The sequence below is a fragment of the Rappaport israeli genome, from assembly GCF_001888055.1.
GTDB lineage: Bacteria > Pseudomonadota > Gammaproteobacteria > Cardiobacteriales > Cardiobacteriaceae > Rappaport > Rappaport israeli.
On record NZ_LXHZ01000025.1, the window covers coordinates 23480 to 48682 of the forward strand.

25 protein-coding genes, 2 tRNA genes, 1 other RNA gene and 4 pseudogenes are annotated in these 25203 nt (G+C 46.4%); 22 read left to right on the forward strand and 10 right to left on the reverse strand.

The features are described 5' to 3' along the window. Positions 1–140: 140 nt before the first annotated feature. Together A5N84_RS07405 and A5N84_RS07410 are read right to left on the reverse strand one after the other, a co-directional pair. A tRNA-Asp gene (locus tag A5N84_RS07405) sits at positions 141–217 on the reverse strand. A gap of 5 nt (positions 218–222) precedes the next feature. After that, positions 223–298 (reverse strand) — tRNA-Val (locus A5N84_RS07410). A gap of 342 nt (positions 299–640) precedes the next feature. On the opposite strand from A5N84_RS07410, the gene A5N84_RS07415 reads away from it, so the two are divergent. The 7 genes from A5N84_RS07415 to ffs all read left to right on the forward strand — a co-directional run bounded on the left by A5N84_RS07415 (position 641) and on the right by ffs (position 6083). After that, the gene (locus A5N84_RS07415) at positions 641–1444 is read left to right on the forward strand and encodes an inositol monophosphatase family protein (protein ID WP_072281866.1); all 804 of its coding nucleotides are present in this window, start codon (positions 641–643) and stop codon (positions 1442–1444) included. 73 nt (positions 1445–1517) lie between these two features. Then, positions 1518–2147, forward strand: coding sequence for a ComF family protein (locus A5N84_RS07425; protein WP_158008680.1), 630 nt, complete (start codon positions 1518–1520; stop codon positions 2145–2147). Positions 2148–2162: 15 nt separating this feature from the next. Next, the gene (locus A5N84_RS07430; RefSeq protein WP_072281869.1) at positions 2163–2711 is read left to right on the forward strand and encodes an inner membrane-spanning protein YciB; all 549 of its coding nucleotides are present in this window, start codon (positions 2163–2165) and stop codon (positions 2709–2711) included. A 4-nt stretch (positions 2712–2715) separates the two neighbouring features. Continuing rightward, entirely contained in the window at positions 2716–3000 is a 285-nt protein-coding gene (locus A5N84_RS07435; protein WP_072281870.1) for a BolA family protein, read from the forward strand. Further along, positions 2990–3580 (forward strand): NAD(P)H-dependent oxidoreductase, encoded by a 591-nt coding sequence (locus A5N84_RS07440; protein ID WP_072281871.1) that lies wholly within the window; start codon positions 2990–2992, stop codon positions 3578–3580. Before A5N84_RS07435 ends, A5N84_RS07440 begins: the two co-directional genes overlap by 11 nt. Positions 3581–3605: 25 nt before the next feature. Beyond that, a complete protein-coding gene (locus A5N84_RS07445; RefSeq protein WP_072281872.1) occupies positions 3606–5771 on the forward strand; it encodes a monovalent cation:proton antiporter-2 (CPA2) family protein in 2166 nt (721 codons plus the stop codon). Positions 5772–5986: 215 nt separating this feature from the next. Continuing rightward, an RNA gene (gene ffs / locus A5N84_RS07450) (signal recognition particle sRNA small type) lies at positions 5987–6083 on the forward strand. Between the two features lie 305 nt (positions 6084–6388). Here ffs and A5N84_RS07455 read toward each other — a convergent pair. From A5N84_RS07455 to A5N84_RS07490, 7 genes and pseudogenes are all read right to left on the reverse strand, one after another. Beyond that, the gene (locus A5N84_RS07455; protein ID WP_143324880.1) at positions 6389–6814 is read right to left on the reverse strand and encodes a hypothetical protein; all 426 of its coding nucleotides are present in this window, start codon (positions 6812–6814) and stop codon (positions 6389–6391) included. Between the two features lie 479 nt (positions 6815–7293). Further along, positions 7294–7683: a hypothetical protein gene (locus A5N84_RS07465; RefSeq protein WP_072281874.1), complete on the reverse strand. Its 390-nt coding sequence runs from the start codon at positions 7681–7683 to the stop codon at positions 7294–7296. After that, on the reverse strand, positions 7656–9098 hold the full coding sequence (locus A5N84_RS07470; protein WP_072281875.1) for a peptidylprolyl isomerase: 1443 nt from the start codon (positions 9096–9098) through the stop codon (positions 7656–7658). Before A5N84_RS07470 ends, A5N84_RS07465 begins: the two co-directional genes overlap by 28 nt. Before the next feature lie 159 nt (positions 9099–9257). Beyond that, complete coding sequence (gene azu, locus A5N84_RS07475) at positions 9258–9653, reverse strand: azurin (protein WP_408633848.1); 396 nt, start codon at positions 9651–9653, stop codon at positions 9258–9260. Positions 9654–9862: 209 nt separating this feature from the next. Further along, a complete protein-coding gene (locus tag A5N84_RS07480; protein WP_072281876.1) occupies positions 9863–10744 on the reverse strand; it encodes a tyrosine recombinase XerC in 882 nt (293 codons plus the stop codon). After that, a pseudogene (dapF, locus tag A5N84_RS13495) lies at positions 10741–11588 on the reverse strand (diaminopimelate epimerase). Before dapF ends, A5N84_RS07480 begins: the two are co-directional and overlap by 4 nt. 61 nt (positions 11589–11649) lie before the next feature. Next, positions 11650–11901 carry a GlsB/YeaQ/YmgE family stress response membrane protein gene (locus tag A5N84_RS07490; protein WP_072281877.1) on the reverse strand — a complete coding sequence of 84 codons (252 nt, stop codon included), beginning with the start codon at positions 11899–11901 and terminating at the stop codon, positions 11650–11652. 189 nt (positions 11902–12090) lie between these two features. On the opposite strand from A5N84_RS07490, the gene A5N84_RS07495 reads away from it, so the two are divergent. The 5 genes and pseudogenes from A5N84_RS07495 to A5N84_RS07510 all read left to right on the forward strand — a co-directional run bounded on the left by A5N84_RS07495 (position 12091) and on the right by A5N84_RS07510 (position 14709). Beyond that, positions 12091–12600 (forward strand): bifunctional 4-hydroxy-2-oxoglutarate aldolase/2-dehydro-3-deoxy-phosphogluconate aldolase, encoded by a 510-nt coding sequence (locus tag A5N84_RS07495; RefSeq protein ID WP_198923869.1) that lies wholly within the window; start codon positions 12091–12093, stop codon positions 12598–12600. After that, complete coding sequence (locus A5N84_RS12860) at positions 12575–12736, forward strand: beta/alpha barrel domain-containing protein (protein ID WP_198923870.1); 162 nt, start codon at positions 12575–12577, stop codon at positions 12734–12736. Before A5N84_RS07495 ends, A5N84_RS12860 begins: the two co-directional genes overlap by 26 nt. Positions 12737–12794: 58 nt before the next feature. Beyond that, positions 12795–13858, forward strand: a pseudogene (gene hemE, locus A5N84_RS07500) (uroporphyrinogen decarboxylase). A 214-nt stretch (positions 13859–14072) separates the two neighbouring features. Continuing rightward, positions 14073–14330 carry a BCCT family transporter gene (locus A5N84_RS07505; RefSeq protein ID WP_072281878.1) on the forward strand — a complete coding sequence of 86 codons (258 nt, stop codon included), beginning with the start codon at positions 14073–14075 and terminating at the stop codon, positions 14328–14330. After that, complete coding sequence (locus tag A5N84_RS07510) at positions 14311–14709, forward strand: BCCT family transporter (RefSeq protein WP_072281879.1); 399 nt, start codon at positions 14311–14313, stop codon at positions 14707–14709. Before A5N84_RS07505 ends, A5N84_RS07510 begins: the two co-directional genes overlap by 20 nt. A gap of 109 nt (positions 14710–14818) precedes the next feature. On the opposite strand, the gene A5N84_RS07515 is transcribed toward A5N84_RS07510, so the two are convergent. Then, positions 14819–15499, reverse strand: a complete 681-nt coding sequence (locus A5N84_RS07515; protein ID WP_072281880.1) for a hypothetical protein — start codon at positions 15497–15499, stop codon at positions 14819–14821. Between the two features lie 169 nt (positions 15500–15668). On the opposite strand from A5N84_RS07515, the gene A5N84_RS07520 reads away from it, so the two are divergent. From A5N84_RS07520 to A5N84_RS07560, 10 genes and pseudogenes are all read left to right on the forward strand, one after another. After that, complete coding sequence (locus A5N84_RS07520) at positions 15669–16274, forward strand: Maf family protein (protein WP_072281881.1); 606 nt, start codon at positions 15669–15671, stop codon at positions 16272–16274. A gap of 37 nt (positions 16275–16311) precedes the next feature. Continuing rightward, positions 16312–17784 carry an Rne/Rng family ribonuclease gene (locus A5N84_RS07525; RefSeq protein ID WP_072281887.1) on the forward strand — a complete coding sequence of 491 codons (1473 nt, stop codon included), beginning with the start codon at positions 16312–16314 and terminating at the stop codon, positions 17782–17784. A gap of 154 nt (positions 17785–17938) precedes the next feature. Next, a pseudogene (gene ggt, locus A5N84_RS13090) lies at positions 17939–19668 on the forward strand (gamma-glutamyltransferase). 173 nt (positions 19669–19841) lie between these two features. Beyond that, positions 19842–21127 (forward strand): annotated as a pseudogene (gene bioA / locus A5N84_RS12025) (adenosylmethionine--8-amino-7-oxononanoate transaminase). Further along, a complete protein-coding gene (locus A5N84_RS12880) occupies positions 21124–21810 on the forward strand; it encodes an aminotransferase class I/II-fold pyridoxal phosphate-dependent enzyme (protein ID WP_078055654.1) in 687 nt (228 codons plus the stop codon). The pseudogene bioA and the gene A5N84_RS12880 overlap by 4 nt, the downstream one beginning before the upstream one ends. Then, complete coding sequence (locus A5N84_RS12885) at positions 21765–22274, forward strand: aminotransferase class I/II-fold pyridoxal phosphate-dependent enzyme (protein WP_143324882.1); 510 nt, start codon at positions 21765–21767, stop codon at positions 22272–22274. The genes A5N84_RS12880 and A5N84_RS12885 overlap by 46 nt, the downstream gene beginning before the upstream one ends. Before the next feature lie 17 nt (positions 22275–22291). Beyond that, positions 22292–22990: a pimeloyl-ACP methyl esterase BioG family protein gene (locus A5N84_RS07545; protein ID WP_078055656.1), complete on the forward strand. Its 699-nt coding sequence runs from the start codon at positions 22292–22294 to the stop codon at positions 22988–22990. Continuing rightward, positions 22929–23648 carry a methyltransferase domain-containing protein gene (locus A5N84_RS07550; RefSeq protein WP_072281883.1) on the forward strand — a complete coding sequence of 240 codons (720 nt, stop codon included), beginning with the start codon at positions 22929–22931 and terminating at the stop codon, positions 23646–23648. The genes A5N84_RS07545 and A5N84_RS07550 overlap by 62 nt, the downstream gene beginning before the upstream one ends. 34 nt (positions 23649–23682) lie before the next feature. Further along, positions 23683–24357 carry a dethiobiotin synthase gene (bioD, locus tag A5N84_RS07555; protein ID WP_072281884.1) on the forward strand — a complete coding sequence of 225 codons (675 nt, stop codon included), beginning with the start codon at positions 23683–23685 and terminating at the stop codon, positions 24355–24357. 134 nt (positions 24358–24491) lie between these two features. Further along, a partial coding sequence (locus tag A5N84_RS07560) for a DEAD/DEAH box helicase family protein (RefSeq protein ID WP_408633847.1) occupies positions 24492–25203 on the forward strand: 712 nt, incomplete at its 3' end.

Sequence of the window (25203 nt, forward strand, 5' to 3'; positions counted from 1 at the left end):
GGCATTTTTGGTAAAGCGATGAAAGGGGGTAAAGGATATCAACGGATTGATTTTAAAAGTTTATTTTTTGGGTCTGCGATTAGATAGAATTATTTTCTTTAGGCGCAAAAAACCGCTTCTTTAAGCGGTTTTTTATAAAATGGCGGAATGGACGGGACTCGAACCCGCGACCCCCTGCGTGACAGGCAGGTATTCTAACCAACTGAACTACCACTCCGTTTTTGGTGGGTGCTATAGGACTCGAACCTATGACCCTCGCCTTGTAAGGGCGATGCTCTACCAACTGAGCTAAGCACCCGTGTGATTGAAGTTGCGCATTATACGGTTTTTATTTGGGTGTGCAAGTTTTTTATGGGTAAAAAATCAAATTAAGCTAAGTTTTTTGTTAGTTTTTTGTTTTTGTTGAGTTTTTATTTTTTTGGTTTTGATGCAAAAAGATAAAACTGGGAAGAGTGGGTTGTTGCATTGGCTTTCAAGGGCTGCGCTGTTAAAATACGCGCCTCTATTTTGCTGTTGTTTGAATTGATTTGATTTCAATGATTTATTGATTATTTGTTGTGTCTCATTGTTTTTGGATTGGTTTATGCAGTGGCTGTGATTTTTTTAAATGTATCTTTGGCTTTTATTTTGGAGTTAGGCTATGCATCCGATGTTAACGATTGCGCGACGCGCCGCAGATGAGGCAGGAAAGGTGATTATGCGTGGGTTTCGTCAGTTAGACCAAATTCAGGTTCATGAAAAGGGGCGGGGGGATTTGGTTAGCGCGGTTGACCAGCAGGCGGAGATGGCGATTCGGCGAGTTTTGCACGATAAATTCCCTCATCATGATATTTTGGGCGAGGAGGGCGGAGATACGCCTGCTGATGGGGCGAAAAAAAGTGAGTATCAGTGGATTATTGACCCTTTAGATGGCACGGCAAATTTTTTGCATGGCTTGCCTATTTTTGCGGTTTCGATTGCGTTGGTGCATCAGGGAAAGCTTGAGGTGGGGTTGGTTTATAATCCTGTGGTGGATGAGTGTTTTATGGCGGCGCGTGGTGAGGGGGCGTTGTTAAATGAGCGTCGTATTCGCACAAGTCGGTTGCGAGATGGGGGGCGTGGGGTTGTGGCGACGGGGTTTCCTTATCGTGAGCCTAAATTGTTAGCGCAACAATATGCGTATTTGCCTGCGGCTTTGTCTGTTTTTTCAGATGTTCGTCGTTTGGGGGCGGCGGCGTTGGATTTGTGCTATGTGGCGTGTGGGCGGCAGGATGGTTTTTTTGAGATGAATTTAAATAGTTGGGATATTGCCGCGGGGGTGTTGATTGCGCAGGAGGCGGGGGCGATTGTAACGGATTTTGCTGGTGAGGCGAATATGCTGGAAAATGGTGGGGTGGTGTGTGCTAATGCTTATTTGCATCGTCCGTTGTTGGAGGCATTGGCGCAGGCGAGTTTGTCTAATTAGGGTTGTATGCGGTGGATGTTCGTGTTTGGTGGTCGGGGTTTGAGCAGGGTTTTGCGGATTTTTTGGGTCGGCGTTGTGTGGTGTGTGCGCAAATGGGGATTGGCTGTGTGGGCAGTGTGAGCATGATTTGGTGGCTTTTGGTGTGCATTGTGTGTGTTGTACGCGAAAGATGGGGCGCGCTGGGCTGAAATGTGGGCGGTGTTTGCGTGTGCCTCATGCGTTAGATGAGGTGTTTGTTGGTTATCATTATGGTTTTGTGGTGCGTGAGTGTTTGTTAAAAGCAAAATATGGGCGCGACCGTGGGGCGTTGTTGGTGCTTGAGCGTTTGGCTGGGCGTGTGGCGCAGATGGCGGATTTGGCGGTGGAGATGGTTGTGCCAATGCCGATTGCTAAGCGACGGTTGGCGGTTCGGGGATTTAATCAATCGCGCTTTTTAGCGCGTGCGGTGGCAAAGGTAACGGGTGCGGCGATGGTGGATGGGGTGTTGGTTAAAAGTGCGCGAGTTGCGCAATCCTCTCTTCATTCTGATGCGTTGCGTTTTGCAAATATTCGTGGGGCGTTTGCGATAAGGCGGGCGGTGTCAGGGCATGTGCTGTTGGTTGATGATGTGGTTACTTCTGGGGCGACGGCACAAGAGGCGGCGCGGATGTTGAAGATAGCAGGTGCTGAGAAGGTTTCTTTATTGGCGGTGGCGGGGCGGTAGTTTCAGGAGTTTTAAATGCAGGATTTTTTTCCAGTTTTGGTGTTTATTGGCGCTTATGTGTTGGCGCGAGTGTTGGGCTATTCTGAGGTGGCGATGTATGTGGCGACTGTGGCGCTTATGCTGGCGGTGGCGGTGCAGATTGGCTGGTTAAAATGGCGTGGTCGGGTGATTGAGCGACGGGTATGGTTGACGGCGTTGGTGATTTGGGTGCTAGGGGCGATTACGTTGGTGTTGCATAATCCGTTGTTTGTAAAGCTTAAGCCGACGATTTTAAATGGGGTGATTGCGGCGGTTTTCTTTGGTAGTCAATGGGTAGGGCGAGAGAATTTAACCAAAAAGATGCTTGGCGGTGTTTTGACGATGCCTAATAGGTTGTGGGTTCGTTTGAATATGGCTTGGGTGGTGTTTTTTCTTGTTGAGGGGGTGGTCAATGCGGTGGTGGCGTTGACTTTTTCAGATGATTTTTGGGTGGGGTTTAAATTATGGGGGTTGATGGGGATGACGCTGGTGTTTATGTTGGTGCAGTTTGTATGGTTGCGCGACTATATAAAACGTGAGGAATAGGGTGATGGATAATGCAGTGCGTATGGAAACAATGGAGCGGTTATTAAGAGAGGCTTTGCCAGTGGAGGCGCTTGAGCTGGTCGATGAATCGCATTTACATGTGGGGCATGTTGGACATGGTGGGGCAGGGCATTTTTCGTTATTTATTGTGAGTGAGGCTTTTGCTGGAAAAGGGCAAGTCCAGCGACATCAATGGATTTACAAGATTTTGGCACAATTGATGGGGCGCGAGATTCATGCGTTAGCAATTGTTGCAAAAACTTCTAAGGAGGCGGGTTATGGCAGCTAGGGTTTTATTGTTATTTGCTCATCCAGCGTTGCATTTATCAAGGGTGCATGCGCGTTGGCTAGAAATTGCTCGGAAAACGAGTCATGTGACGGTGCATGATTTGTATGCCAATTATCCAGATGATTTTATTCATGTGGAGCGCGAGCAGGCGCTTTTAATGGAGCATGAGATTGTTTTAATGCAGTTTCCTTTTTATTGGTTTTCAACGCCTAGTATTTTAAAGCACTGGCAAGATGTTGTTTTAGAATATAATTTTTCTTATGGTGAGAATGCTCATGCTTTGCGCGGAAAATATTTTGGGGTGATTACTTCTACTGGGGGGCGTGATTATAGTTTTCGTAGAGGGCAGGGGTATCGCTATGCGGTGCGCGATTATTTGTTGCCGTTGGAGATGACGTTTAAATTATGCGGTATGAACTATCTTCCGCCTTTTGTGGTGCACAATGGGCATTTAATTGAGGAAGAGCAGTTTGATGTTCATACGCGCAACTATCGATTTTATTTGGATTCTTTGCAAAGTGTTCAGTCGTATTATGAAAAATGGCAGGATGCGGTCAATATTAATAGTGTGTTGTTTTAATTAAGAATAATATCAGGGGGCATAAATGACTGAGGTGTTGCTAAAATTTGCGATTTTTTTGTTAGCGGCGATTATTGTTGTGCCCATTGCAAAGATTTTGCGCTTGGGGTCGGTGTTGGGCTATTTGGTGGCAGGTGTGATTGTTGGCCCTTATTTATTAGGGTATTTGGGGGTTGGGGATAGACAAATTTTAATGCATATAACTGAATTTGGTGTGGTGATGATGCTATTTTTAATTGGAATGGAGTTAAAGCCCTCTTTCTTATGGCGTTTGCGGGTGCCAATTTTGGGTATGGGTGGATTGCAAATGCTGGTAACTACGCTGGTATTAGCAGGATTGAGTATTGTTTTTGGTGAGGTTTGGCAGTCAGCGTTGGTTATTGGGATGGTGTTGGCGCTTTCATCTACGGCAATTATCATTCAAACGATGAGAGAAAATAATTTGCTTAATACGCGTGCGGGGCGGTCGGCATTTTCGGTTTTGCTGTTGCAAGATTTAGCAGTTATTCCTATTTTGGCGATTATGCCGTTATTAGCAACGCGTGCCTTGAGCGATTCAGCAGAGGCAGAACATACCAATGCGGTTCAATCATGGTTAATGCATCAATCAGGTTATGTGCAGTTTTTAGCAACATTATTTGCGATTATTTTGGTTATTGCAGTGGGTTATTTTGCCTCAAGACAATTGTTTCGTTTGGTGGCGAAAATGCATTTGCGCGATATTTTTACCGCTTCAGCGTTATTTTTGGTTATTGGCGTGGCGTTATTAATGGAGGCGGTTGGACTTTCTGCGGCATTGGGTGCTTTTTTGGCTGGAATGATGTTATCTGAAAGTGAATACCGCCATGAGATTGAGTTAAGCATTGAGCCATTTAAAGAGTTGTTATTGGGATTATTTTTTATTTCTGTGGGCGCAAGTTTAGATTTGAAGCTGTTGTTATCTGCGCCAGTAGTAATGTTGGGACTAACCGTTTTATTTGTCGGCGTAAAATGGGTGCTGCTTTACGGTTTAGCGCGGGTGTTTAAGCTTACCAAGCGCTATTCTTTATTGTTTGCCTGCTTGATGGCGCAAGGAGGAGAGTTTGCATTTGTACTGTTTGCAGTCTCTGATAAATTAGCCATTTTAGATAAACATACGACCAGCGTATTAACTTTGGTGGTAACGATTTCAATGATGGTTACACCATTGTTAATGTTGATATTTGACCGCCTAGAACGTAAAAATCCAACATCCGAACCGCAGGAAAAAGAAGGCAATATGCCACAAGAATTTGAACAGCACGCCGATGTTATTATTGCTGGTTATGGACGCTTTAATCAAATCATCGGGCGCTTGCTTAAGGCAAATGGGTATAACGCGACAATTTTGGATAATAATCCGCATGTTATTTCTATGCTTAAGCGCTTTGGACAAAAAGTATTTTATGGCGATGTAACAAGACCTGATTTGTTGCATGCTGCAGGAGCAGATAAAGCAAAAATTTTAGTCATTGGGATTAAAGATAAAGAACAAATCGATACTTTAATTGATATTGCGCGAAAACATTTCCCAAATCTGCGCATCATGGTGCGCGCCTTTGACCGCGTGCATGCTTATCATTTGATGGATTTAAAGGTTGACCATTTTCAGCGTGAACAATTAGATTCTGCATTGGAATTGGGCGAAAAAGTATTGGTTGAGTTAGGTTATCATCCCTATAGCGCTAAGCGTCAAGCGCGTATTTTTAAAATGCATGATGAAAATATGCTGCATTCGTTATACCCCATTTGGTCAGAAAATCCGCACACTAATCCTCAACAAAAACCAGCGGAAAAATATATTAGCCATACACAAGAGCTTAACGCCGCTTTTGAGGAAGTACTAAGAAACGACCGCTATAATCGTAAACTTGCAATTGAACATGACCATGCGTGGGAGCCAATCCCAAGTGAATCATTTAGCGATGCGCTTAATGCAGTAGAATCAAGCGATGGCGTGCAAAATGGGCAAGATAATGTCGATATAACAGAACGCGCGCATAATGAAGCAGTAGAGTCAGCTACTGAGGAACAATTGCATCATTTTTTAGAGAAAAATTCTCATGTAGCGCAAAATTTAAACGCAACAGAGAATAATCCGTTACAAGACTCAAAAACTACAGATGGAGCAGAGCAAGAAAGTTCAATAGATAAGAAAGAGGATAAATCATAGAAGGCAGCAATGAGCAAGCATTAAATCATTCGCATGCCCTATGGTTAGAATTCTTTTAAAGAGTATGATGAATCTAATTAGCTAACATAAAAATCTCTAAGTGTTTAATGTTATTGTGTGTAACGTTTATTTTATTGTTTACTGAATTTACGAACTAGTTTATTAAGTGCTGGTTGTATTTTATAAGGCTGTTGCGTATAATCCAGCGCTGGTCTGCATCGACGTATCGCGACGATTAGCCGCGAACCCCGCCAGGTCCGGAAGGAAGCAACGGTAGTGGTGATATTGGGTGCCGATAATGCTTGGTGCAGACCTTCTCTTAAGCGTATTTAAATTATTTGCGTTCTGTCTTTTTTCCCTATTAAGGGTTTTCCACTAACTTAAACTCTGTAGTTTAAAAATATTCAACATTTCCTATGCGAAAGTAAGACACTTAATTGTGCCATACCACAATTGTGGCATATGCACTTAGCGCAATAAGACTTATTTGGGGTCAATAATTTATTAGACAATTATTAAATATTCTTTCTCTTAAAAGAGCTTGATTAGTAATAAAGAAAAAAAGCCTATATTGCTATAGGCTTTTTTTAAGATGAAATTAACCTCAAAATAGAAATTTATTTTTTAGCGCGGCGTGAACCCAAAATAAGTCCTACAATGGCTGCAAATAATAAAGCTTTCCCTGTATTGCGGTTAATGCTTTTTTGCATATTAGTCGAGATTTCATTCGCTTTTTGCGATACTACCGAGACAACATCATCATTACTAGAAAATTGTGTTGTTGAACCGCTCTTCTTTTTGAAATAAACAGTTAACAATACAATTAACGATAAAACTGCAAATCCAAGTGAAAAATATAAATTCGCATGAATTGGGCTGTAATAAACGCTTAAAATCTGATGCAGTGCAATTAGCGAATAAATAATGGCAATAAAAAATAATATTATTGCTAATACTTTTAATCCCGTAAATTTAGGTTTGTTAGATTTTAACCCCTTCTCTAGGCCAAGGCGGAAAAGGGATTTTAGAATCAAGTACTTCATAGAATAATGAGATTATTTGCGGCTTAAGAAACCAATGATATAACTTACACCAGCAACGATTGCGATAGACGATAAAGGTTTTTCGCGCACTCTGCGGTTAATGCTATCAACGGTATCTTCAATTTGATCACGCGCGCGATCATAAATATCAGCGCCAGTTTCACTGACATCATCCCATAATTGCTCAGCTTTGTTTTGTGTTTTGCGCGCAACTTGACGAGCGCGAGTTTCGATTTCGCTAGTTTTTTGTGCCGCGATGCCTTTTAGATTTTCATTAAAGCTTTTTGAAATCTTTGCGCATGGCTTCTAAATCTTTTTCGAGTTGTTCTACACGTTTATCTTCAGTCATTTTTATACTCCTGTTTGTTGTAGCTAAAATTAGCGTTCGGCATTATAGCAATAATGCTATTTTTTTGCACATTAATCCTTTGTAGTTAGAAACTAATTTTTGAAATTAGCCTAAAACTGTAATTATTCTATTAATTTGATGAAGGTAGATTTTCATCATAAATAACAACGTTAGCTTTTTCTCTTAAGATTTTTGCGTAGTATTCAAGCGCTTCAAATTGTTTGTCTGTTTGCCATTGGCGATAAAGTAGGGCTTGTAGTTGCTCGTCTATTGTTGGGGCGCTATTTTGCGTAACATGGTTAAATCTGATAATTAGATTATCCCTATTTGTATCTTTCAAAATAGCAGTCGATTGACTTTGATTGAAAATTTCTTGCAATAGCTGTGGTGAAAGTTGGCTTTGATTATCATATAAATTCAAGTCTAGATTTTGCTTATTTGCTTGATATTGAGCTAATAGCGGTTCAATATCATCATTATCATTTAGAGCCTTTAACAGCTCGTTACTGCGCGCTTGCAAAAGGGCTTCGGTTTGCTGTGTGTATAGATCTTCAGTGACTTGAGAAAGTGCCTCAGTAAGTGAAAGCGGTTGAGGAAGAGCGCGGTTGCTGATGCGATAAAAACGCTTCGATGTTTGTCTAGTTCGATAGGCTCACCGATTTGATTAATATCGATGGCATTTGCACCAAATAATTGGCTTTGTACTTTTGCATCTTGTAGCCAATCTGGATTGGTAGTTTGTGGATTAATTTGCTTAAGTTCTTGGGTTTGAGTTATGCCAGTGAGGTTTAGAATTTGTGAGAAGGGTTTATTTTCTAAAGCAGCATCAAAGGCTTTGGCAGCTAAATCATAATAGAGTTCTTCGCCAAGTCTTTGTTGTAACTGATTAGCAACTTCTTCACGTGTAGGGAGCGTAGTATTATCAATGGTGGTGACTAAAACAAGCATTTTGCCATAATCGGTATCTAATAGTGGTGAGCTATCCCCTTCATTTGCCAGATTAAATAAGGCATCATCTACGATAGGAATAGGCGCGCTACCATAAGCGCTAAGAGGCAATTCACCTGCTTCACCAGCGATAGCATCATTTTCGATAGAAGCATAAATATCTTCAAATGTTCTTTCTTTACGCTCAATGGCTTGAGCCATATTTTGTGCCACTTCTGGATTGTCAAAGATAATGTATAACCCACTGCGTTTGCTTTGGGTTTTTAGAGCTTCTTCATGCGCTTCATCAATGGCTTGCGGGGTGATGTTGTCTGATACTAGGTTGGCAGCATCTAATACAATATATTCAAGGTCAACGAGTTCTTTGCTTTGATAGTGTGCGCTATTATTTTGATAATACTCTGCAATCTGAGCTTCTGTTGGCGTAATGGCCTCTTTTGTCGTTTCAAAAGGTAGACGAATTAGGGTGTAGTTGCGCGTTTGGGTGAGTGCATTTAAATATTGTTCAAATAAGGCTTTAGGCGCTAAATCACTGTTGGCAAGAAATTGATAATAGTTTTTGCTTGTTTCTTGGCGCTGGGTGGCATTTTCGTAGGCAGAGGCGTTGGTGTGCATTTGTCTGAGTGCACTTTGATAAGCATCATTGCTGCCAAATTCATTTTTAATCAGTGTAAACAGTGCTGGCTTAGATAAGCGGTAATCACTTTCTAAGGCATGTTGTTCAAGGAGGGTGCGATTAATGAGTTGTTCTATCGCTTGTCTTTCAATGCTCTGTGTATCTATATCTGGCAATTGACGCTGCAAAGCGGTGATTTGTTGCTGTAAGGTACTAACAGGAATGGGAGTGCCGTTAACTTTTAAGGCGTCAAATTGTACTGAGGGTTGATTAAACAGAGGAACACCTAAAAAGAGCATGCCTATACCAGCTAAGCCTACGAGAACATAGGTTAAGAGATTTTTGCGTTGCTTGCGGATGTCATTAAACATGCGCCACCTTAAAATTAGAAATGAAAGGCGCAATTTTAAGCGACGAAGACTTTTGGGGCAAGTAATCCATTGTCAAAAGTTTTGGCTGAAAATATTTTTTTATGCTCATAAAAAAAGCAAGGCAATAAATGCCTTGCTTTAAACATGAAAGTTAAACAATTATTTAACTTCTACGTCGCCTTTCATGATGGCGTAGTGTCCAGGGAAAGAGCAGAAGAATTCATAGGCTTCGCCTGCAGTGAGTTTGTCTGTGCTGAAGGTAACTTCTGTGCTTTCACCGCCACCAATCACATCGGTGTGCGCAACAACGCGGTCGTCTTCTGGTTTAACGTAGTTGTTGTCTTTTGCTTTGATGCCATCTTGAGCAACGGCATTCATATCAGCAGCTTTAGTGATGACAACATTATGCCCCATTACTTGTCCACCAAGTTTTCCTGTGTGGTGCAACACAACAGTGAAGTCTTTACAAGCTTGAGTGTCAATAGTGAAATGGTCAACATTGAACTTCATTTGGTCGTTGCCTTCAATTTCTACTTTACACTCGCCAGCTGTCATGACGGTATCAGCGTTAGCCGCTTCTGCTTCATTTGTAGCAGTTTGTGCAAAAACGCTGCTGCTCATCAAGGCGATAACGGCAGGAAATAGTAAATTTTTCATAAATCAGACTCCTTTTGGTTAAAACTGTCTAAATGCTAAGCGTATTTGTTATTAAATGCAATTATTTCTACTATACGGTAATTTTATAAAATAATTTTTGTAATTTTTTAGGTGTTGTTGGGTTTGCGTTTGGCGCGTGGGTGGGTTTGATCGTAGATTTTGCTGAGATGTTGATGGTTTAGGTGGGTATAGATTTGGGTGGTGCTGAGTTGTTGATGTCCAAGCATTTCTTGTACGCCTCGGATATCTTGGCTGGATTGTAGGAGGTGACTGGCGAAGCTGTGTCTTAGAATATGGGGATGGAGGTTGCGACCAGTAAGGTGGATTTTGGCGTGGCGTTTTAAGGCAAGTTGGATGGCGCGGTGGCTGAGGCGTTGTCCTCGTTGGCTGATAAATAGGGCAGGGTCTTCTTTTGCCCATTGTGGGCGTTTGTTTTGCCAACGCAAAATGGCGGTGCGTGCATAGTCTCCGATATGAACGATGCGCGGATGATTGCCTTTGCCAATGATGCGTAGGCTGGTGGTTTGTGTGTGGAATTGTTCGTGGTTTAGGGCGCTTAGTTCGGCTAGGCGCAATCCTGTGGCGTAGAAAAGTTCAATGATGGCGTGATTGCGGATGCCTAAGAGGTCGTTTTCGCTGGGGGTGGGGAGAAGTTCGCTGATTTCTTCAGGGGTGAGGGTTTTGGGGAGGCTGTGTTGGCTGACTTTGGCGATGCGGAGGTTGGTGGCGGGGTTATGTGGATGATGTCCTTGTTGTTGTCTCCAATGGAAGTAGCCTTTAAGTGCAGCGCGGTGTTGATTAAGACTTTGTGCGATAAGTCCTTGTTGATGGAGCTGATTGAGATAATTTTGTAGCGCGGTGGTGGTAATAAGGGTGTCGCTGAGTTGTTGGGCAGCTTGATTTAATAGGCGTTGATAGGTTTTTATGGTGGTTGGAGCGAGGTTTCGTTCGTGGTGAAGGTAGTTTAGATAGGCGCTTAGGTGCATCATGGCAGTTGTCCGCGATAAACCTGTTCGGCTGGGCCTGTCATATAAAGGGGATGATGCGCACCTTGCCAGTCGATGGTGAGGCTGCCGCCTAGAAGTTGGACATTAACCCGATTGTCGAGTTTACCTTGGCGAATGCCTGCTGCGACGGCGGCACAAGCGCCTGTGCCACAGGCTTGGGTTTCGCCTACACCGCGCTCAAAAACGCGTAGAGTGATGCTGTCGCGACGCTTAATGCGCATAAAGCCAACGTTGACTTGTTCGGGGAAAAAGGGATGTTGTTGTAGGCGGTGTCCAATCTCAGCAATGGTATGGTCATTAAAGCTATCAACATTAAACACGGCGTGAGGATTGCCCATTGAGAGAAGTGCGCAGTGTAGGGTTTGTATGCCATCGGCAAGTGTGAGGGTTAGGGTTGGTTGAGTGCGCTGTGTTGGAGACGGCTTAAGGGGCTAAAATTAGGCTCGCCCATATCAATACGAAAATAATCAACCTGATGGTGGCTATCAATGTATTCAATGGCAATAATGCCTTTTTTAACCAGAACTTTAAGAGGGCGATGAAAATCAAATAGGCGCTGGTCGCGAATGTATTTGCCAAAGCAACGCGCGCCGTTGCCACAATGTTCAACTTCTTGCCCGTTGGCGTTAAAAATACGATAGGCGAAATCACATTCAGCAAGAGGGCTGGGTTCGATAATAAGCAGTTGGTCAAAGCCTATGCCTGTATGGCGGTTAGCGAGTTGGGCAATTTGTGTTTTATCCCAATCAAAAGGATGAGCAAGGGCGTTGATGACAATAAAATCATTGCCAAGACCGTGCATTTTATCGAAGTATTTAGGTTGCATAATGGGGTGAGTAAAAATAGCCCAACGCAAGAAGTTTGGGCGGGCTATTTGTTTGGTGGGGTTATTTTTTCTTAGAAATGGCGTTATAAACAGCTAAAATAATAATCGCGCCAACGATAGACATGATAAATCCAGCGGCTTGTCCTTGGCGATACCAGCCAAGCATTTGCCCAAGATAACCCGCCACAACTGAGCCAGCAATCCCAAGCCCTGCAGTGAGAACGCAACCAAGTTTGTCATCACCTGGGTGAAGCGCGCGCGCAATTAATCCAGCAACAAAACCAATAACCAACATTGAGATTAAGGAGAACATTTTTAAAATCCTGTGTTGTTTGAAAGATGGCGGATAATAGCGATATTGTGTTGTGGTGTCTATATTTTTTGTGAGGTGGTTAGCGGGAGTTAGGTGGAGAGAATGAGGGCATTTTTTAGGATATTTTTGCCTATGTGCTAAATGTGGGTAAGATAGAGGATGAAATAAATTTATTTTTAAGGAGAATGGATGATGAGAAGTCAAAATAAACAAACAATACAAGCGCAATTGGCTGCAAAACGTAGTGTGGTTCCAGTGGTGGTGATTGAGCGCGCAGAAGATGCTTTGCCTCTTGCGCGTGCAATTTTGGCAGGCGGTGGGATTAGTATTGAAATTACTTTGCGCACGCAGGCAGGATTAAAAGCAATTGAAGCAATTGCAAATAGCGACCTCGAGATTGTGGTGGGGGCTGGAACGGTATTGACGGTGGAAGATGCTAAGCAGGCAATAGCGGCTGGGGCGCAGTTTTTAGTCTCTCCAGGGTTGGATTCTGAGGTGGTTGAGTATGCGCTAGCGCAAGAGGTGTTGATGATTCCAGGTGTGATGACGCCATCGGAGGTTTTGACGGCGAAGCGATTGGGTTTGGAGATGTTGAAGTTTTTCCCTGCACAATTAGCTGGGAGCGTGGGGATGTTAAAAAACGTTTGCATCGGTGTTCCCAATGATGCGCTTTATGCCTACAGGTGGAATAAATATTAATAATTTGCCTGATTATGCAAAGTTGAATAATGTTTTGGCAGTGGGGGGGAGCTGGGTGTGTGAACAATCTTTGATTAAAGAAGGGCGATTTGATGAGATTACGCGCTTGATGCAAGAAGCGCAGGATTGTTTATAGGCTTTTGCTTAATTAAAGAATCTAACATTTAAAAATTATTAGAAATAACGGAAAAATCATGAAAAACGATTTGTTTTTGCGCGTGTTGCGTGGTGAGGCGGTGGAGCGTACCCCTGTGTGGATGATGCGTCAGGCGGGGCGGTACCTGCCAGAGTATCGTGCGGTGCGTTCTAAGGCAGGTGGCTTTATGGATATGTGCAAAAATCCTGATTTGGCGTGTGAGGTGACATTGCAACCTTTGCGCCGTTTTAGATTGGATGCGGCGATTTTATTTTCCGATATTTTGACCATTCCTGATGCGATGGGGTTGGGGCTTTACTTTGTGCAAGGAGAGGGCCCGAAGTTTGAGCGCTGGGTGCGCAATGCGCGCGATATTGAGCAGTTGGTTACGCCGTCGATGAGTGATGCGCTTGATTATGTAATGCAGGCGGTTAGGGTGATTCGTCGGGAGTTGGATGGATTGGTGCCATTGATTGGCTTTAGCGGAAGTCCATGGACTTTGGCGGCGTATATGGTTGAGGGTCAATCTAGTCGCGATTTTGTGCATTTAAAGGCGCTGATGTATCAATCCCCTAAGTTGATGCATGCGCTATTGATGAAAATTGCTGATGCGGTGGTGGATTATTTGAACGCGCAAATTACTGCAGGGGCGCAGGCGGTGATGATTTTTGATACTTGGGGTGGGGTGTTGCCTCATGCTGAGTATGAAACGTATTCGCTTGAGTATATGCGCTATATTATTGCGCGTTTAAAAGCTGATGCCTCAGGGGCAAAAGTGCCAGCAATTTTATTCACCAAAGGCGGTGGACAGTGGTTATCAGCGATTAAAGAAAGTGGCGCGCAAGGGGTGGGGGTTGGATTGGACGACTTCGCTTTCGCGCGCGCGCGGGGTGGTTGGGGGAGGAGATTGCGTTGCAGGGCAATTTGGATCCTGCAATTTTGCGCGCAAGTCCTGAGAAAATAGAGCATCATGTGGCAAAGGTGTTGGCTGATTATGGGCATGGACACCGCCATATTTTCAACTTAGGGCATGGGATTACGCCTGATATTAATCCCGAGCATGCGCAAGCAATGATTGAGGCGGTGCATGCGCTAAGTCCGCCCTATCACACGCCCATTTAGATCATTGGCACTGTTTACAAAATAAGGCAGTGCTTTGTGTAAAGTATCTAAACTTCAGCGCCGTTAGGCGCTAGGGTTTTTTGGACTTTCTGTTAGTTTGTTGTCTCTCAAGAAGATTTACGCTCATTGTGTTGAGTAGAGATATTGTTTTTAACATTTAACCAAGAGGAATGTATAGTCTAAACCATCCCATTTAGGGGCGTTTGACGCCGATTTGGCGCTAGAACAGCGTACGCCGACGCATAAGCCTGATACGCGGATTGACCCACTGGTATTTTTTGGCGTGTTGGTTGTCTTGTTTGCGCTAACTTTGCCATTAGCGCTATTTCCCCAGCAAGGCGCTGAGATTATGGCGCGGATTAAATTTGTGGTAACCAATGATTTAGGCGTGTTTTATCTTTTGTTGGGTGTGTTGGCGATGGGGTTTGTGTTTTATGTGAGTTTTTCTGATATTGGAAAAATCAAACAATGAGCAAAGTGCCACTGCTGCGATTTTTGCTATTTTAAATACTTTGCCGATGGCAAAAGTGGTGGCGCTATGTTTAATGCCTGTGGTGTTGTTGTTTACATCGGGTGATTTGGTTACTTTGCAAACAGCGTCGATTTTTGCTGGTGCGCCATTGATTGTGATTATGTCAATGATGATGGCGGCAACGATTAAAGCGGTTTACTACGATTTGCACTATCAACTAGACTATAGTTTGAAAACGATTTATGTCGATGCGATTCCTGAGGTTTCATCATGGGAAATTGGCGATACGTCGCTTGCGCCTGAGGGATCTGTGCATGCGGAATTGGCAGAATATGAGCAGGCACGCGCGCAAGATGAATCCAATGAGGCTAAGGAGTAACCTTACTTAAGCATGATGGATTTATTGGTTTAAATTGATTGGGCGTATCCGCTAAGCGTAGCGCCAATTGTCTAAAGCGCTTCCTTTTGCTTTTAAAGGGGGCGCTTTTTTATAGGTGTGAGCAGGTGGTGCAGTGAGATTTGTCAACTAGGCGGTGTTTGAGGCAACAACTGTGGCGCTTGATATGGAAGGTGTTGTTGGCTGTGGTGTAATCTAATGCTTGGCTGAGTTCTGGGCGCAATTGGGTGATGAAGTGTTGCGCGTTATTGAAAATATCTGTAGCGGGATAGTAGGGATTAAGAATAAGCCATGGGCGCGCTATGGCGAGAGCGCTATTGCCCCAAGCGATGGCATTGGGCAGACGATGGTATTTTTTGAAGTGGTGAACAAGTTTTGCGCTGGTGTGGTTGATGTAATCGATGACTTGTGCGGTGTTTTGTGGATTGGGGTTGTGGGGGCAGGTTAGTGGGTAGGGGCTGGTGGCGCTGAAGGTGAGGTGTTCGCTATTGGCGCTAAAAGGGGTGCGCAATAAGGCGGCGGTTAGCCAGTGTCCGATGAGCTGGGAGGTGAGGGCTTTGTGGGTGAGTGAGGCGGCAATTAGGCGATAGCGCGTGGGGAGGCGGTGCATGGTTTGGATAATGAGATGTTGGCTAAGCTCTGCGGTGTTGAGTAGGGCGCTGAGGCTGAGGTCGTCAGATTGTGGGGTGCTCTGTTGCCATAAGGGATTAAGTGCGCTGGCGCTAAGATGGGCGGTTTTGGGTTGGAGGGCGAGATAGTTGGGATAGGGCATTTTTTGGTGTTGGGTGTTGTGAGGTTGGTATCATAAAATCTTGTTTATCGGCTGACAAGAGAATGAGCTACATTTTGGGCTTGGGCGTAATAATGTTACCCTGTGAGTAGATTTTTTATAAGCATGTTTTGATTTTTATAGATTATTTTGCATGCTGTGCGGAGGATTTATGAATATTATTTTGGCATCCTCGTCTCCTAGACGAGCGGAGATTTTAACGCAATTGGGTTTGAAGTTTAAAGCGGTGGCGGCGGATATTGATGAGCAGGTGGCGCCAAATGAGGCGGCGAAGGATTATGTTGTGCGCGTGGCGCAAGAGAAGTTGGCGGCGGTGAGCGGCGCGCATGAGAATGCGTTGGTGATTGCCGCGGATACGGTGGTGGTGTTAGATGAGTATATTTTAGGGAAGGCGACGGATAAACAGCAGGCACAAGCGATGTTACAAGCGCTTTGCGGGCGTGAGCATCGGGTTTATACGGCGTTGGCGATGGGTTTTAAAGGACAAGAGTTTGTTGATTTGGCGCAGGCGATGGTAAGAATGAAAGCCTATGATGAGGCGTTGTTGCAGGCGTATTTACACTGTGGCGAGTGGCAGGGAAAAGCAGGAGCTTGTGCGCTACAGGGGCGCGGTGGCATGTTGGTTGATAGTGTGCAGGGAGAATTTTATACGGTGGTGGGATTGTCTTTGACCTCGCTTTATCGTGGATTTGAGGCGCTTGGTTTGCAAGAGGTTGTGTTGCAGGCGTTAGCGCAAGTTCCTCTAAAGGAGGTGTGAGATGACAAAGTCGATGGTATTTCCTTTTTCTGGACGAATGGGGGCAGACAATGAAGCGCAAAATGCAGCAACGGAGATTGTAATTAATCATAAGCCTTATGAGACACGGGTGGCGATTTTGCAAGGGGGCGTGTTGCAAGATGTGTTTGTAGAGCGTGAGCGTAAGCGCGGAATTGTGGGCAATATTTATAAGGGGAAGGTGCAACGGGTGTTGCCCGGGATGGATGCGGCGTTTGTTGATATTGGTTTGGAGCGTGCGGGGTTTTTGCATGTTAAAAATGTGGTGGGCGCAGGCGCTTCTCAGCCAGAAAAAATTGGTGATGCGTTACGTGAGGGGCAGTCAGTTTTGGTGCAGGTGCTTAAAGATCCGATAGGGACGAAAGGCGCGCGTCTGACGACAGAAATTTCTATTCCGTCGCGGTTTTTGGTGTTTTTGCCTAATGCCAGTGATATTGGGGTGTCGATTAAGATTGCCAGTGAGGCGCAAAGGCAGTCGTTGCGCGATTTGATGTTGGGGTTTCATCAAGGGCAACAGGGGGGGTTTATTGTGCGCACGGCGATTGAGTCGGCGGATATGTGGGCAATGCGGGCAGATATGCAGTATTTGCAACGCGTGTGGGAATCAATTTTACAAACCCATTATCGCGCAAAAGCTGGAACGCTAATTTATCGCGATTTGCCGCTTTATTTGAAGATTTTGCGTGATTTTGTCTCACCAAATGTGCGTCGGGTGGTGATTGATGATTTGCCAGCTTATGAAGAGATGCGCGCATTTGCAAAGAATTTTTTAATTGAGATGGTCGATTGTATTCAATGCTATCAAGCGGATTTGGGATTATTTGAGCGCTATGGTCTTGAGGAAGAAATTGACCATTCGCTCAAACGTCGGGTAGCGTTGAAATCAGGGGGCTATTTAATTATTGACCAAACAGAGGCGATGACGACGATTGATGTCAATACAGGCGGTTTTGTTGGCAAACTATCGCAAGATGATACGATTTATAGAACAAATTTAGAGGCGGCGAAGATGATTGCGCGCCAGTTGCGGGTGCGTAATTTGGGCGGGATTATTATGCTGGATTTTATTGATATGACCTCGCAAGAGCATCGGGATGGGGTGATGGCGGCGCTGATGGCGGCGCTGGCAGAGGATAAAAGTAAATATACCATTAGTCCGATTACGCCTTTGGGCATTATTGAAATGACGCGTAAGCGCACGCGTGAGAGTTTGCAACAGGTGATGTGTGAGGTGTGTCCGACGTGTGAGGGGCTTGGCTATGTAAAAACGGTAGAGACGGTTGTTTATGAGCTGTTTCGTGAGTTGATGCGTGAGGTGCGTGAGTTTGCGCCTAGGCAATTAACAGTGATTGCGCATCCTAATTTGATTGAGTTTATTCGTGAAGAAGAGTCTGTGGCATTTGCTGATATTCAGGCATTGTTGCAGGTGCCCATTCAATTGGTAGGCGAACCAAGTTATGGGCATGAGCAGTTTGATATTGCTTTGGGGTAGGCGTTGTTCAATTAGCAAAGGCTTGTCTATTATCAGACTTCGTGCGACCATTTGCGCTTGTTAGAGATTGTTAATTTTTGTAGGCGCAAAATGTTTCTAACAATACTGAAGAAAACCCATTGATATCGGAGAAAAAATGTTAAAAGCTTTTACTATGACAATGCTGAGCACTGCTTTGTTGCTCAGTACAACGACTCAGGCATTGGTTAATACGGCAAACACACAAGCAACCAGTGCGGCAATTTTTTCAAATGACGCGATTCATCATCCGCTTTGGGCAAAAAATGGCATGGTGTCTTCACAAGAGGCGCTGGCGTCTGAGGTTGGGGTGAAGATTTTGCAAGAAGGCGGAAATGCGGTTGATGCAGCTGTTGCTGTGGGGTTTGCTTTGGCGGTCACCTTGCCACGCGCTGGGAATATCGGCGGCGGTGGTTTTATGATGATTTATGATGCAAAAAAAGATAAAACCATAGCGCTTGATTATCGTGAAAAAGCGCCACTTAAAGCCTATCGCGATATGTTTTTAGATGAAAAAGGCGATGCGGTAAGCGATTTATCACGCTATCACGGTTTGGCTGTTGGGGTGCCTGGAACGGTGGCAGGATTGATTAAGGCGCTAGAAGACCACGGAACAATGAGCCTTGAACAAGTATTGGCGCCTGCAATTTCTTTAGCAGAGGAAGGCATTGAGGTAACCCCTGGATTGTCAGAATCATTGGTGGCTTTAACCGAGCGCCTGCAAAAATGGCCCAGCACAACTAAGGTCTTTTTTAAAGAAGATGGCTCTGCTTATGAAGCTGGCGAATGGCTCAAACAACCAGAATTGGCGCATTCACTTAAATTGATTGCTGAGAAAGGGTAGATGGATTTTATAAAGGCGAAACCGCTGAGAAAATTGTAAAAGCGGTGAATGAAGCAGGCGGCGTGATGAGTTTGGAAGATTTCGCCGCTTATCAAGCCATTGAGCGTGAACCAGTGCATGGCAATTATCGTGGTTATGAAATTGTCTCTATGCCGCCTCCCTCTTCTGGTGGTGCGCATATCATCCAAATTCTCAATATTTTAGAGGGATTCCCTTTAGGCGAGTATGGGCATAACAGCGCTAAAACCATTCATTTGATGGCGGAGGCAATGAAATTAGCTTATGCCGACCGCTCTGAATATTTAGGCGATGCGGATTTTGTTGATGTGCCTATTAAAGGATTAACTTCTGAGCAGTACGCTGAGATCTTGCGCGCGCAAATTGACCCACAAAAAGCACGTCCTGCCAGTGAGATTAAGGCGAGCAATCCTGTGCCGTATGAAAGCAATGAAACGACGCATTTTTCCATTGTTGATAAAGAAGGAAACGCTGTTTCTAGCACGTATACGCTGAATTTCTCTTATGGTACGGGGTTAGTTGCAGAAGGGACGGGTATTTTATTAAATAATGAAATGGATGATTTTTCTGCCAAACCAGGGGTGCCTAATGGCTATGGTTTGATTGGTGGGGATGCCAATGCGGTTGAGCCTGAAAAACGTCCGCTCTCTTCGATGAGTCCAACCATTGTATTTAAAGAGGGTAAACCGTATATCGTAACGGGTAGCCCAGGCGGCAGTCGTATTATTACAACCGTGTTGCAGATTATTTCTAACGTGATTGACCATGATATGAATATTGCTGAGGCAACGCATGCTGTACGTGTTCACCATCAGTGGTTGCCTGATGAAATTCGCATTGAGCATGCGCTAAATGTTGACACCATTGGATTGCTAGAAGCAATGGGGCATACAATAACGCCTAAGGCAACAATGGGGTCTACGCAATCTATTATGATTACGCCAACAGGGTTGTATGGCTCTTCTGACCCGCGCAGTTTGGATGCGGCAGTAGTTGGCTATTAAAATCATTCGTCCTAAAAGTTCTAAGCCAAACCATTTGGCGCGTTTGAATAAGTCTATTTGATTGTGTGCAGGAACTTTTAGGGCTAGATTATTTATAATGGTACTTGGCGCGTTAGTTGCGCTGAGGATTTTAAAAGAGGTGGGCTTGTCCCACTTCTTTTGTGTGAGGGCTTATGGATTTACAACAATTTGACCAACAACATATTTGGCATCCTTATACCAGCGCTTATGGTTCAATGCCTGCGTATGTGGTGGCTCAAGCGAGTGGGGCGCGATTAACGCTTGCAGATGGTCGGCAGTTGATTGATGGGATGTCAAGTTGGTGGTGTGTGATTCATGGGTATAACCATCCTAAACTTAATGCAGCAATTATTGAGCAAACGCAACGTTTTGCGCATGTGATGTTTGGTGGGTTAACCCATGAGCCTGCGGTGCGCTTGGCTTCACAATTATTAGCGCTTGTTCCTAGCCATTTGACGCAAGTGTTTTTTGCTGATTCGGGTTCGGTGGCAGTTGAGGTGGCGATGAAGATGGCGTTGCAATATCAGCAGGCGCGTGGGGCGTCTGGGCGCATTCGATTTGCAACGATATTAGGTGGTTATCATGGCGATACTTGGCATCCAATGTCGGTTTGTGACCCTAAAACGGGCATGCATGCGCTTTATCATGGGCGCTTGGCGGAGCAATATTTTTTACCGCGTCCGCGCTCGCGTTTTGCAGGTGAATTTTACCCAGAGGATGCGCAGGCATTAGAGGATTTTTTTACGCGCTATGGGCATGAGGTGGCAGGGTTTATTATTGAACCGATTGTGCAGGGGGCTGGGGGATGTGGTTTTATCATCCAGAATATTTGCGCTTGTTGGCGCAGTATTGCGCGCGTTATGCGGTGGTGCTGGTGGTTGATGAGATTGCGACGGGTTTTGGGCGTACGGGTAAGCTGTTTGCGCTAGAACATGCTGGGGTGGCGGCGGATATTGTGTGTTTGGGGAAAGCGCTTACAGGGGGATATATGAGTTTTGCGGCGACGTTGTGTTCGAAGGAGGTGGCTGAAACGATTAGCGCTGGCACACCAGGGGTGATGATGCATGGCCCAACGTTTATGGGCAATCCGTTGGCGTGTGCGGTGAGTTCTGCCTCGCTTGATTTGCTCAGTGAGGGGCATTGGCAGGGGCAGGTAGAGAGGATTGAGGCATTATTGCAGGCGTATTTGTCGCCTTTGTTGGCGTGGCAATCGGTGGTTGATGTGCGGGTGTTGGGGGCGATTGGAGTGGTGCAGTGGCAGGAGGCGGTGGTGATGGAGCGGATTGTGCCGATGTTTGTTGAGGCGGGGGTGTGGGTGCGCCCGTTTGGTCGTTTGGTGTATGTGATGCCACCGTTTACGATTTCTGAGGCAGAACTTCGCCAGTTGTTATCCGCTTTGGTGGCGGTGTTGGCGGCTTATGGAGAGATAGCGCCATGAGTCAGACGTGGACGGAGCAATTAGAGGCAGATTTGGCGCGTTTGGCGCGTGAGGGGCAGTTGCGCAGTGTGGATAAGGTGGCAGCGGCGCCTGTGGTGGATTTGTGTAGTAATGATTATTTGGGGGTGGCGCGTGAGGGGTATGCGCAGTTTTTAGCTGATTATGGAGGGGGTGAGGAAGGGGCTTTGCTGGGGAGCGCGCGTGCCTCGCGGTTATTAGGCGGGGCGCAGGCGGAATGTTTGGCGCTTGAGGCACAGGCGCAGGTGGTGTTTTCTCAGGCGGTATTGGCGCTTAATAGTGGCTATCATGCCAATATTGGGCTGTTGCCAGCGTTGACGTCAAAGGCGGATTTGATTGTAGCGGATAAGGCGGTGCATGCGAGTTTGATTGATGGTGCGCGTTTGTCAGCGGCGCGGTTGTTGCGCTATCCGCATCAGGATTTACAGGCGCTGGAACAGCTGCTGGCAAAGCATCGGGCGCAGTATCAACGGGTGTGGGTCGTTACCGAAAGCGTGTTTAGTATGGATGGCAGTATAACGGATTTGCAGGCGTTGGTGGCTTTAAAGCATAAGTTTGCGGTGCAACTGTATGTTGATGAGGCGCATGCGGTGGGATTGTGGTGGGCAGGGGCTTGGGGGTGTCGTATGCGCAGGGGGTGGCGAGGGAGATTGAGGTGTTGGTGATGCCGTGTGCGAAGGCTTTGGGGTCGTATGGGGCGTTGGTGGTGTGTGCGCCGTTGTTGCGTGAGTTTTTGGTTAATCATTGTCGGAGTTTGATTTTTGCGAGTGCTTTGCCGCCTGTGGTGTTGGCGTGGACGGCGTATCAGTTGCGTCGCTTGCCTGAGTTGGAAGGGAGGCGGGCGCGTTTGTTAGCCAATACGCGCGCGTTGCGTGCGGCGTTGGGGTTGGCGGTGCCATCGGGTTGGGTGGCGCCGATTGTGCCTTTGGTGATTGGGGAGAATGCGCCTATGTTGGCTTTGGCTAAGCGCTTGCGTGAGGTGGGGATTGTGGTGGGGGCGGTGCGTTATCCAACGGTGGCGCGTGGGGCGGCGCAGTTGCGCTTGTGTGTTAATGCGTTGTTATCGGATGAGGCGGTGCAGTGGGTGGCGCGTGAGATTATAAAGGGGCGAGCGGATGTCGGTGCGTGAGGCGGTGGTGGTGTTTAATGGTTGGGGAGTGGGGGGCGAATTGGGAGAGTTTGAGGGCGCTGGATGATGGGCGTAGGCGTATAACGTTTGCGCCGACGGTTTCTGATGAGGCGGTGTGGGCGCAGTTGAGGGGGGTGAGGCGGTTGGTGGTGGTGGCGTGGTCAATGGGGGTGTGGCGCGCTAATGCGTGGTTGTGTGCGCAGGCAGGGGCGTTGCAAGATGCTGGGGTGGCGGTGGTGGGGAGTGTGGCGGTGAATGGGACGCCGTTTGGCATTGATGATGGTTTGGGGATTGCGCGACGGGGATTTGTGCAGACGGCGCGACGTTTGACGCCTGATGGCTTTGCGTTGTTTGTTAATCGCGTGCGTACGCCTTTGCAGGCGGATTTGGCGGTGGGGGAGGCGCGGTTGTCAGTGGAGGCGGTTGAGCAGTTGCGTGCTCAGTTGCAGGCGTTGGTGGCGCAAGCAAAAGCGGTGTCGCAGTTGTGGAATTGGCAGTGGGCTTGGGTGGCGAGGGGGATAGGATTGTGCCGTATGAGAATCAAATGCGTGCTTGGGAAAAAACGCAGGCGCAGGTTAGGGTGTGCGAGGGGGCGCATGATATTTGGGGAAGATGGGGGAGTTGGCAGGCGTTATTGGAGGCGTGTAACGACGGATGAAGGCGGGAGTTGGGCAGGCGTTTGCACAAACGCAAAAGGCGTATCATCATGCTGCTAAGCATCAGCATCAGTTGGCGCGCAGGTTGGCGCATCAGTTGGGGGCGGTGTTGTCTACGCGAAAGGAGGTTGTGGCGCAGGCGCTGGAAGTGGGCTGTGGGACGGGGTTTTTAACCCATGCGTTGACTGAGGTTTGGCAGGAGCGCGCGTTGGCGCCGATTCAATGTTATTGGCTTAATGATTTGTATCGCGCGCAATTGGTTTTTAATCCGCCTGCGCAATCATTGGGATGGTTGATGGGTGATGTTGCTCAGGTGGTGTTGCCTAGGGCGTTGGATTTGGTGGTGAGTAGTTCTGTGTTGCAATGGGTGGCGGATTTGCCTGCGGTGATGGCGCGGTTGCAAGCGCATTTGAATGCGCAGGGGGTGTTGGCGGTGAGTGTGTATGTGGCGAGCATTATCAGCAGTTGCGCCAGACGTTGGGGGTGGGGTTGGATTATGAGGCGCCAGAGGCGTTGTTGGCGTTGCTTTCGCGTGATTTTGTGCCGTTGTGGCAAAGGCAATATCATGAGGTGCGCTATTTTCCTAGTGCACAGGCGGTGTTGGCGCATGTGCGTTCAACGGGGGTGGGGCATTTGCGCCATCAGGTGCGTTTTGCGCAGTTGCGCGGGTTTGTACAGAGATATGAAGGGTTGCGCTCAGATTTGGGGTATCCGCTGACGTATCAGGCTTTGCAATTTATTGGGGTGCGACGGTGAAAAAGATTTTTATCAGTGGGATTGGGACTGAGGTGGGTAAGACGTATGTTACAGGGCAATGGTTGCGCTTGTTGGTAGCAAAGGGAGTGCGGGCGAGTTCGTTTAAATTGGTGCAAACAGGGATGTCGCCTGAGGCAACGGTGGCAGAGGATATTGTGGCGCATCGGCAATTAAGCGCTCAGCCGTTGTCTTCTTTAGATAGGGCTGGATTGAGTTGTGGGGCGCATTTTGCTTATCCTGCTTCGCCTCATTTGGCGGCGGCGCTAGAGGGGAAAAAGATTGATGGGGCGGTGTTGAGTCGTCGATTTGAGGCGTTTTGTCAGCGTGCTTGGGCGGAGGTGGTATTGTGTGAGGGTGCTGGGGGGGCGTGGGTGCCGTTGCATGAATCGTTGTTGACGGTAGATTGGGCGAAAGCGCAGGGATTGGCGTTGGTGTTGGTGTGTAATGCGATGCTGGGGAGTTTGCATCATACGTTGTCAACGCTGGAGGCGCTGGCAGGGCGTGGGTATTTACCGCATGTGGTGGTGTATAACGCTTATCCGCGCACAGATGCGGTGATTGCGCAAGATAGCGCACGGTTTTTGCAAGCCTATATGGCAAGACATTATCCGTCGGTTGTGTTTTGCTCATTTGCTGATGGCGCTAGATTGCCTCAGTGGCTTTTAGATTAAGGGGAGTTTATGGCAAATCAAATAAAAATGCAGAAGAAAACAGAGGGTCAACGCTTTGAATTGGTCTCAAATTATCAGCCTCAGGAGATCAACCGCAGGCAATTGAGAAGTTATTAGAAGGGCTTGAGGATGGGTTGGCTCAGCAAACGTTGCTTGGCGTTACGGGGTCTGGCAAGACGTATACGATGGCAAATATTATCGCGCGTGCGCAACGTCCTGCTTTGATTATGGCGCCTAATAAAACCTTAGCCGCTCAGCTTTATGGCGAGATGCGCGAGTTTTTCCCTCATAACGCGGTGGAGTATTTTGTCTCTTATTATGATTATTATCAGCCTGAGGCTTATGTGCCTGCCTCTGATACGTTTATTGAAAAAGATGCTTCAATTAATGAGCATATTGAGCAGATGCGTTTATCCGCAACAAAGGCGATTTTGGAGCGACGTGATACGATTATTGTCGCCAGTGTGTCTTCAATTTATGGTTTGGGCGACCCTAAATTATATATGCGGATGATTTTGCATTTAACGCGTGGGGAGCGGATTAATCAGCGCGAGATTTTGGCGCATTTGGCAGAGTTGCAATATACGCGCAATGATTTGCAGTTGTTGCGCGGGACGTTTCGCGTGCGCGGTGATGTGATTGATATCATGCCAGCGGAGTCGGATTGGTATGCCGTTCGGGTGGAGTTGTTTGATGATATGGTCGATAGCATTCGCTATTTTGACCCACTAACGGGCGAAATGCTGGACTTGGTGCCACGCATTACGATTTATCCTAAAACGCATTACGCCACCCCAAGAGAAACTATTGTTTCTGCGGTAGAGGAGATTCAAGCGGAGTTAAAAC

Excerpts from the sequence above, each read along its gene's own strand:
- A5N84_RS07415 (WP_072281866.1), top strand. The coding sequence starts at position 641 with ATGCATCCGATGTTAACGATTGCGCGACGCGCCGCAGATGAGGCAGGA.
- A5N84_RS07430 (WP_072281869.1), top strand. The coding sequence starts at position 2,163 with ATGCAGGATTTTTTTCCAGTTTTGGTGTTTATTGGCGCTTATGTGTTG.
- A5N84_RS07435 (WP_072281870.1), top strand. The coding sequence starts at position 2,716 with ATGGATAATGCAGTGCGTATGGAAACAATGGAGCGGTTATTAAGAGAG.
- A5N84_RS07440 (WP_072281871.1), top strand. The coding sequence starts at position 2,990 with ATGGCAGCTAGGGTTTTATTGTTATTTGCTCATCCAGCGTTGCATTTA.
- A5N84_RS07445 (WP_072281872.1), top strand. The coding sequence starts at position 3,606 with ATGACTGAGGTGTTGCTAAAATTTGCGATTTTTTTGTTAGCGGCGATT.
- A5N84_RS07455 (WP_143324880.1), bottom strand. The coding sequence starts at position 6,814 with ATGAAGTACTTGATTCTAAAATCCCTTTTCCGCCTTGGCCTAGAGAAG.
- A5N84_RS07470 (WP_072281875.1), bottom strand. The coding sequence starts at position 9,098 with ATGTTTAATGACATCCGCAAGCAACGCAAAAATCTCTTAACCTATGTT.
- azu (WP_408633848.1), bottom strand. The coding sequence starts at position 9,653 with ATGACAGCTGGCGAGTGTAAAGTAGAAATTGAAGGCAACGACCAAATG.
- A5N84_RS07480 (WP_072281876.1), bottom strand. The coding sequence starts at position 10,744 with ATGATGCACCTAAGCGCCTATCTAAACTACCTTCACCACGAACGAAAC.
- A5N84_RS07490 (WP_072281877.1), bottom strand. The coding sequence starts at position 11,901 with ATGTTCTCCTTAATCTCAATGTTGGTTATTGGTTTTGTTGCTGGATTA.
- A5N84_RS07495 (WP_198923869.1), top strand. The coding sequence starts at position 12,091 with ATGATGAGAAGTCAAAATAAACAAACAATACAAGCGCAATTGGCTGCA.
- A5N84_RS12860 (WP_198923870.1), top strand. The coding sequence starts at position 12,575 with ATGCCTACAGGTGGAATAAATATTAATAATTTGCCTGATTATGCAAAG.
- A5N84_RS07515 (WP_072281880.1), bottom strand. The coding sequence starts at position 15,499 with ATGCCCTATCCCAACTATCTCGCCCTCCAACCCAAAACCGCCCATCTT.
- A5N84_RS07520 (WP_072281881.1), top strand. The coding sequence starts at position 15,669 with ATGAATATTATTTTGGCATCCTCGTCTCCTAGACGAGCGGAGATTTTA.
- A5N84_RS07525 (WP_072281887.1), top strand. The coding sequence starts at position 16,312 with ATGGGGGCAGACAATGAAGCGCAAAATGCAGCAACGGAGATTGTAATT.
- A5N84_RS12880 (WP_078055654.1), top strand. The coding sequence starts at position 21,124 with ATGAGTCAGACGTGGACGGAGCAATTAGAGGCAGATTTGGCGCGTTTG.
- A5N84_RS07545 (WP_078055656.1), top strand. The coding sequence starts at position 22,292 with ATGGTTGGGGAGTGGGGGGCGAATTGGGAGAGTTTGAGGGCGCTGGAT.
- A5N84_RS07550 (WP_072281883.1), top strand. The coding sequence starts at position 22,929 with ATGAAGGCGGGAGTTGGGCAGGCGTTTGCACAAACGCAAAAGGCGTAT.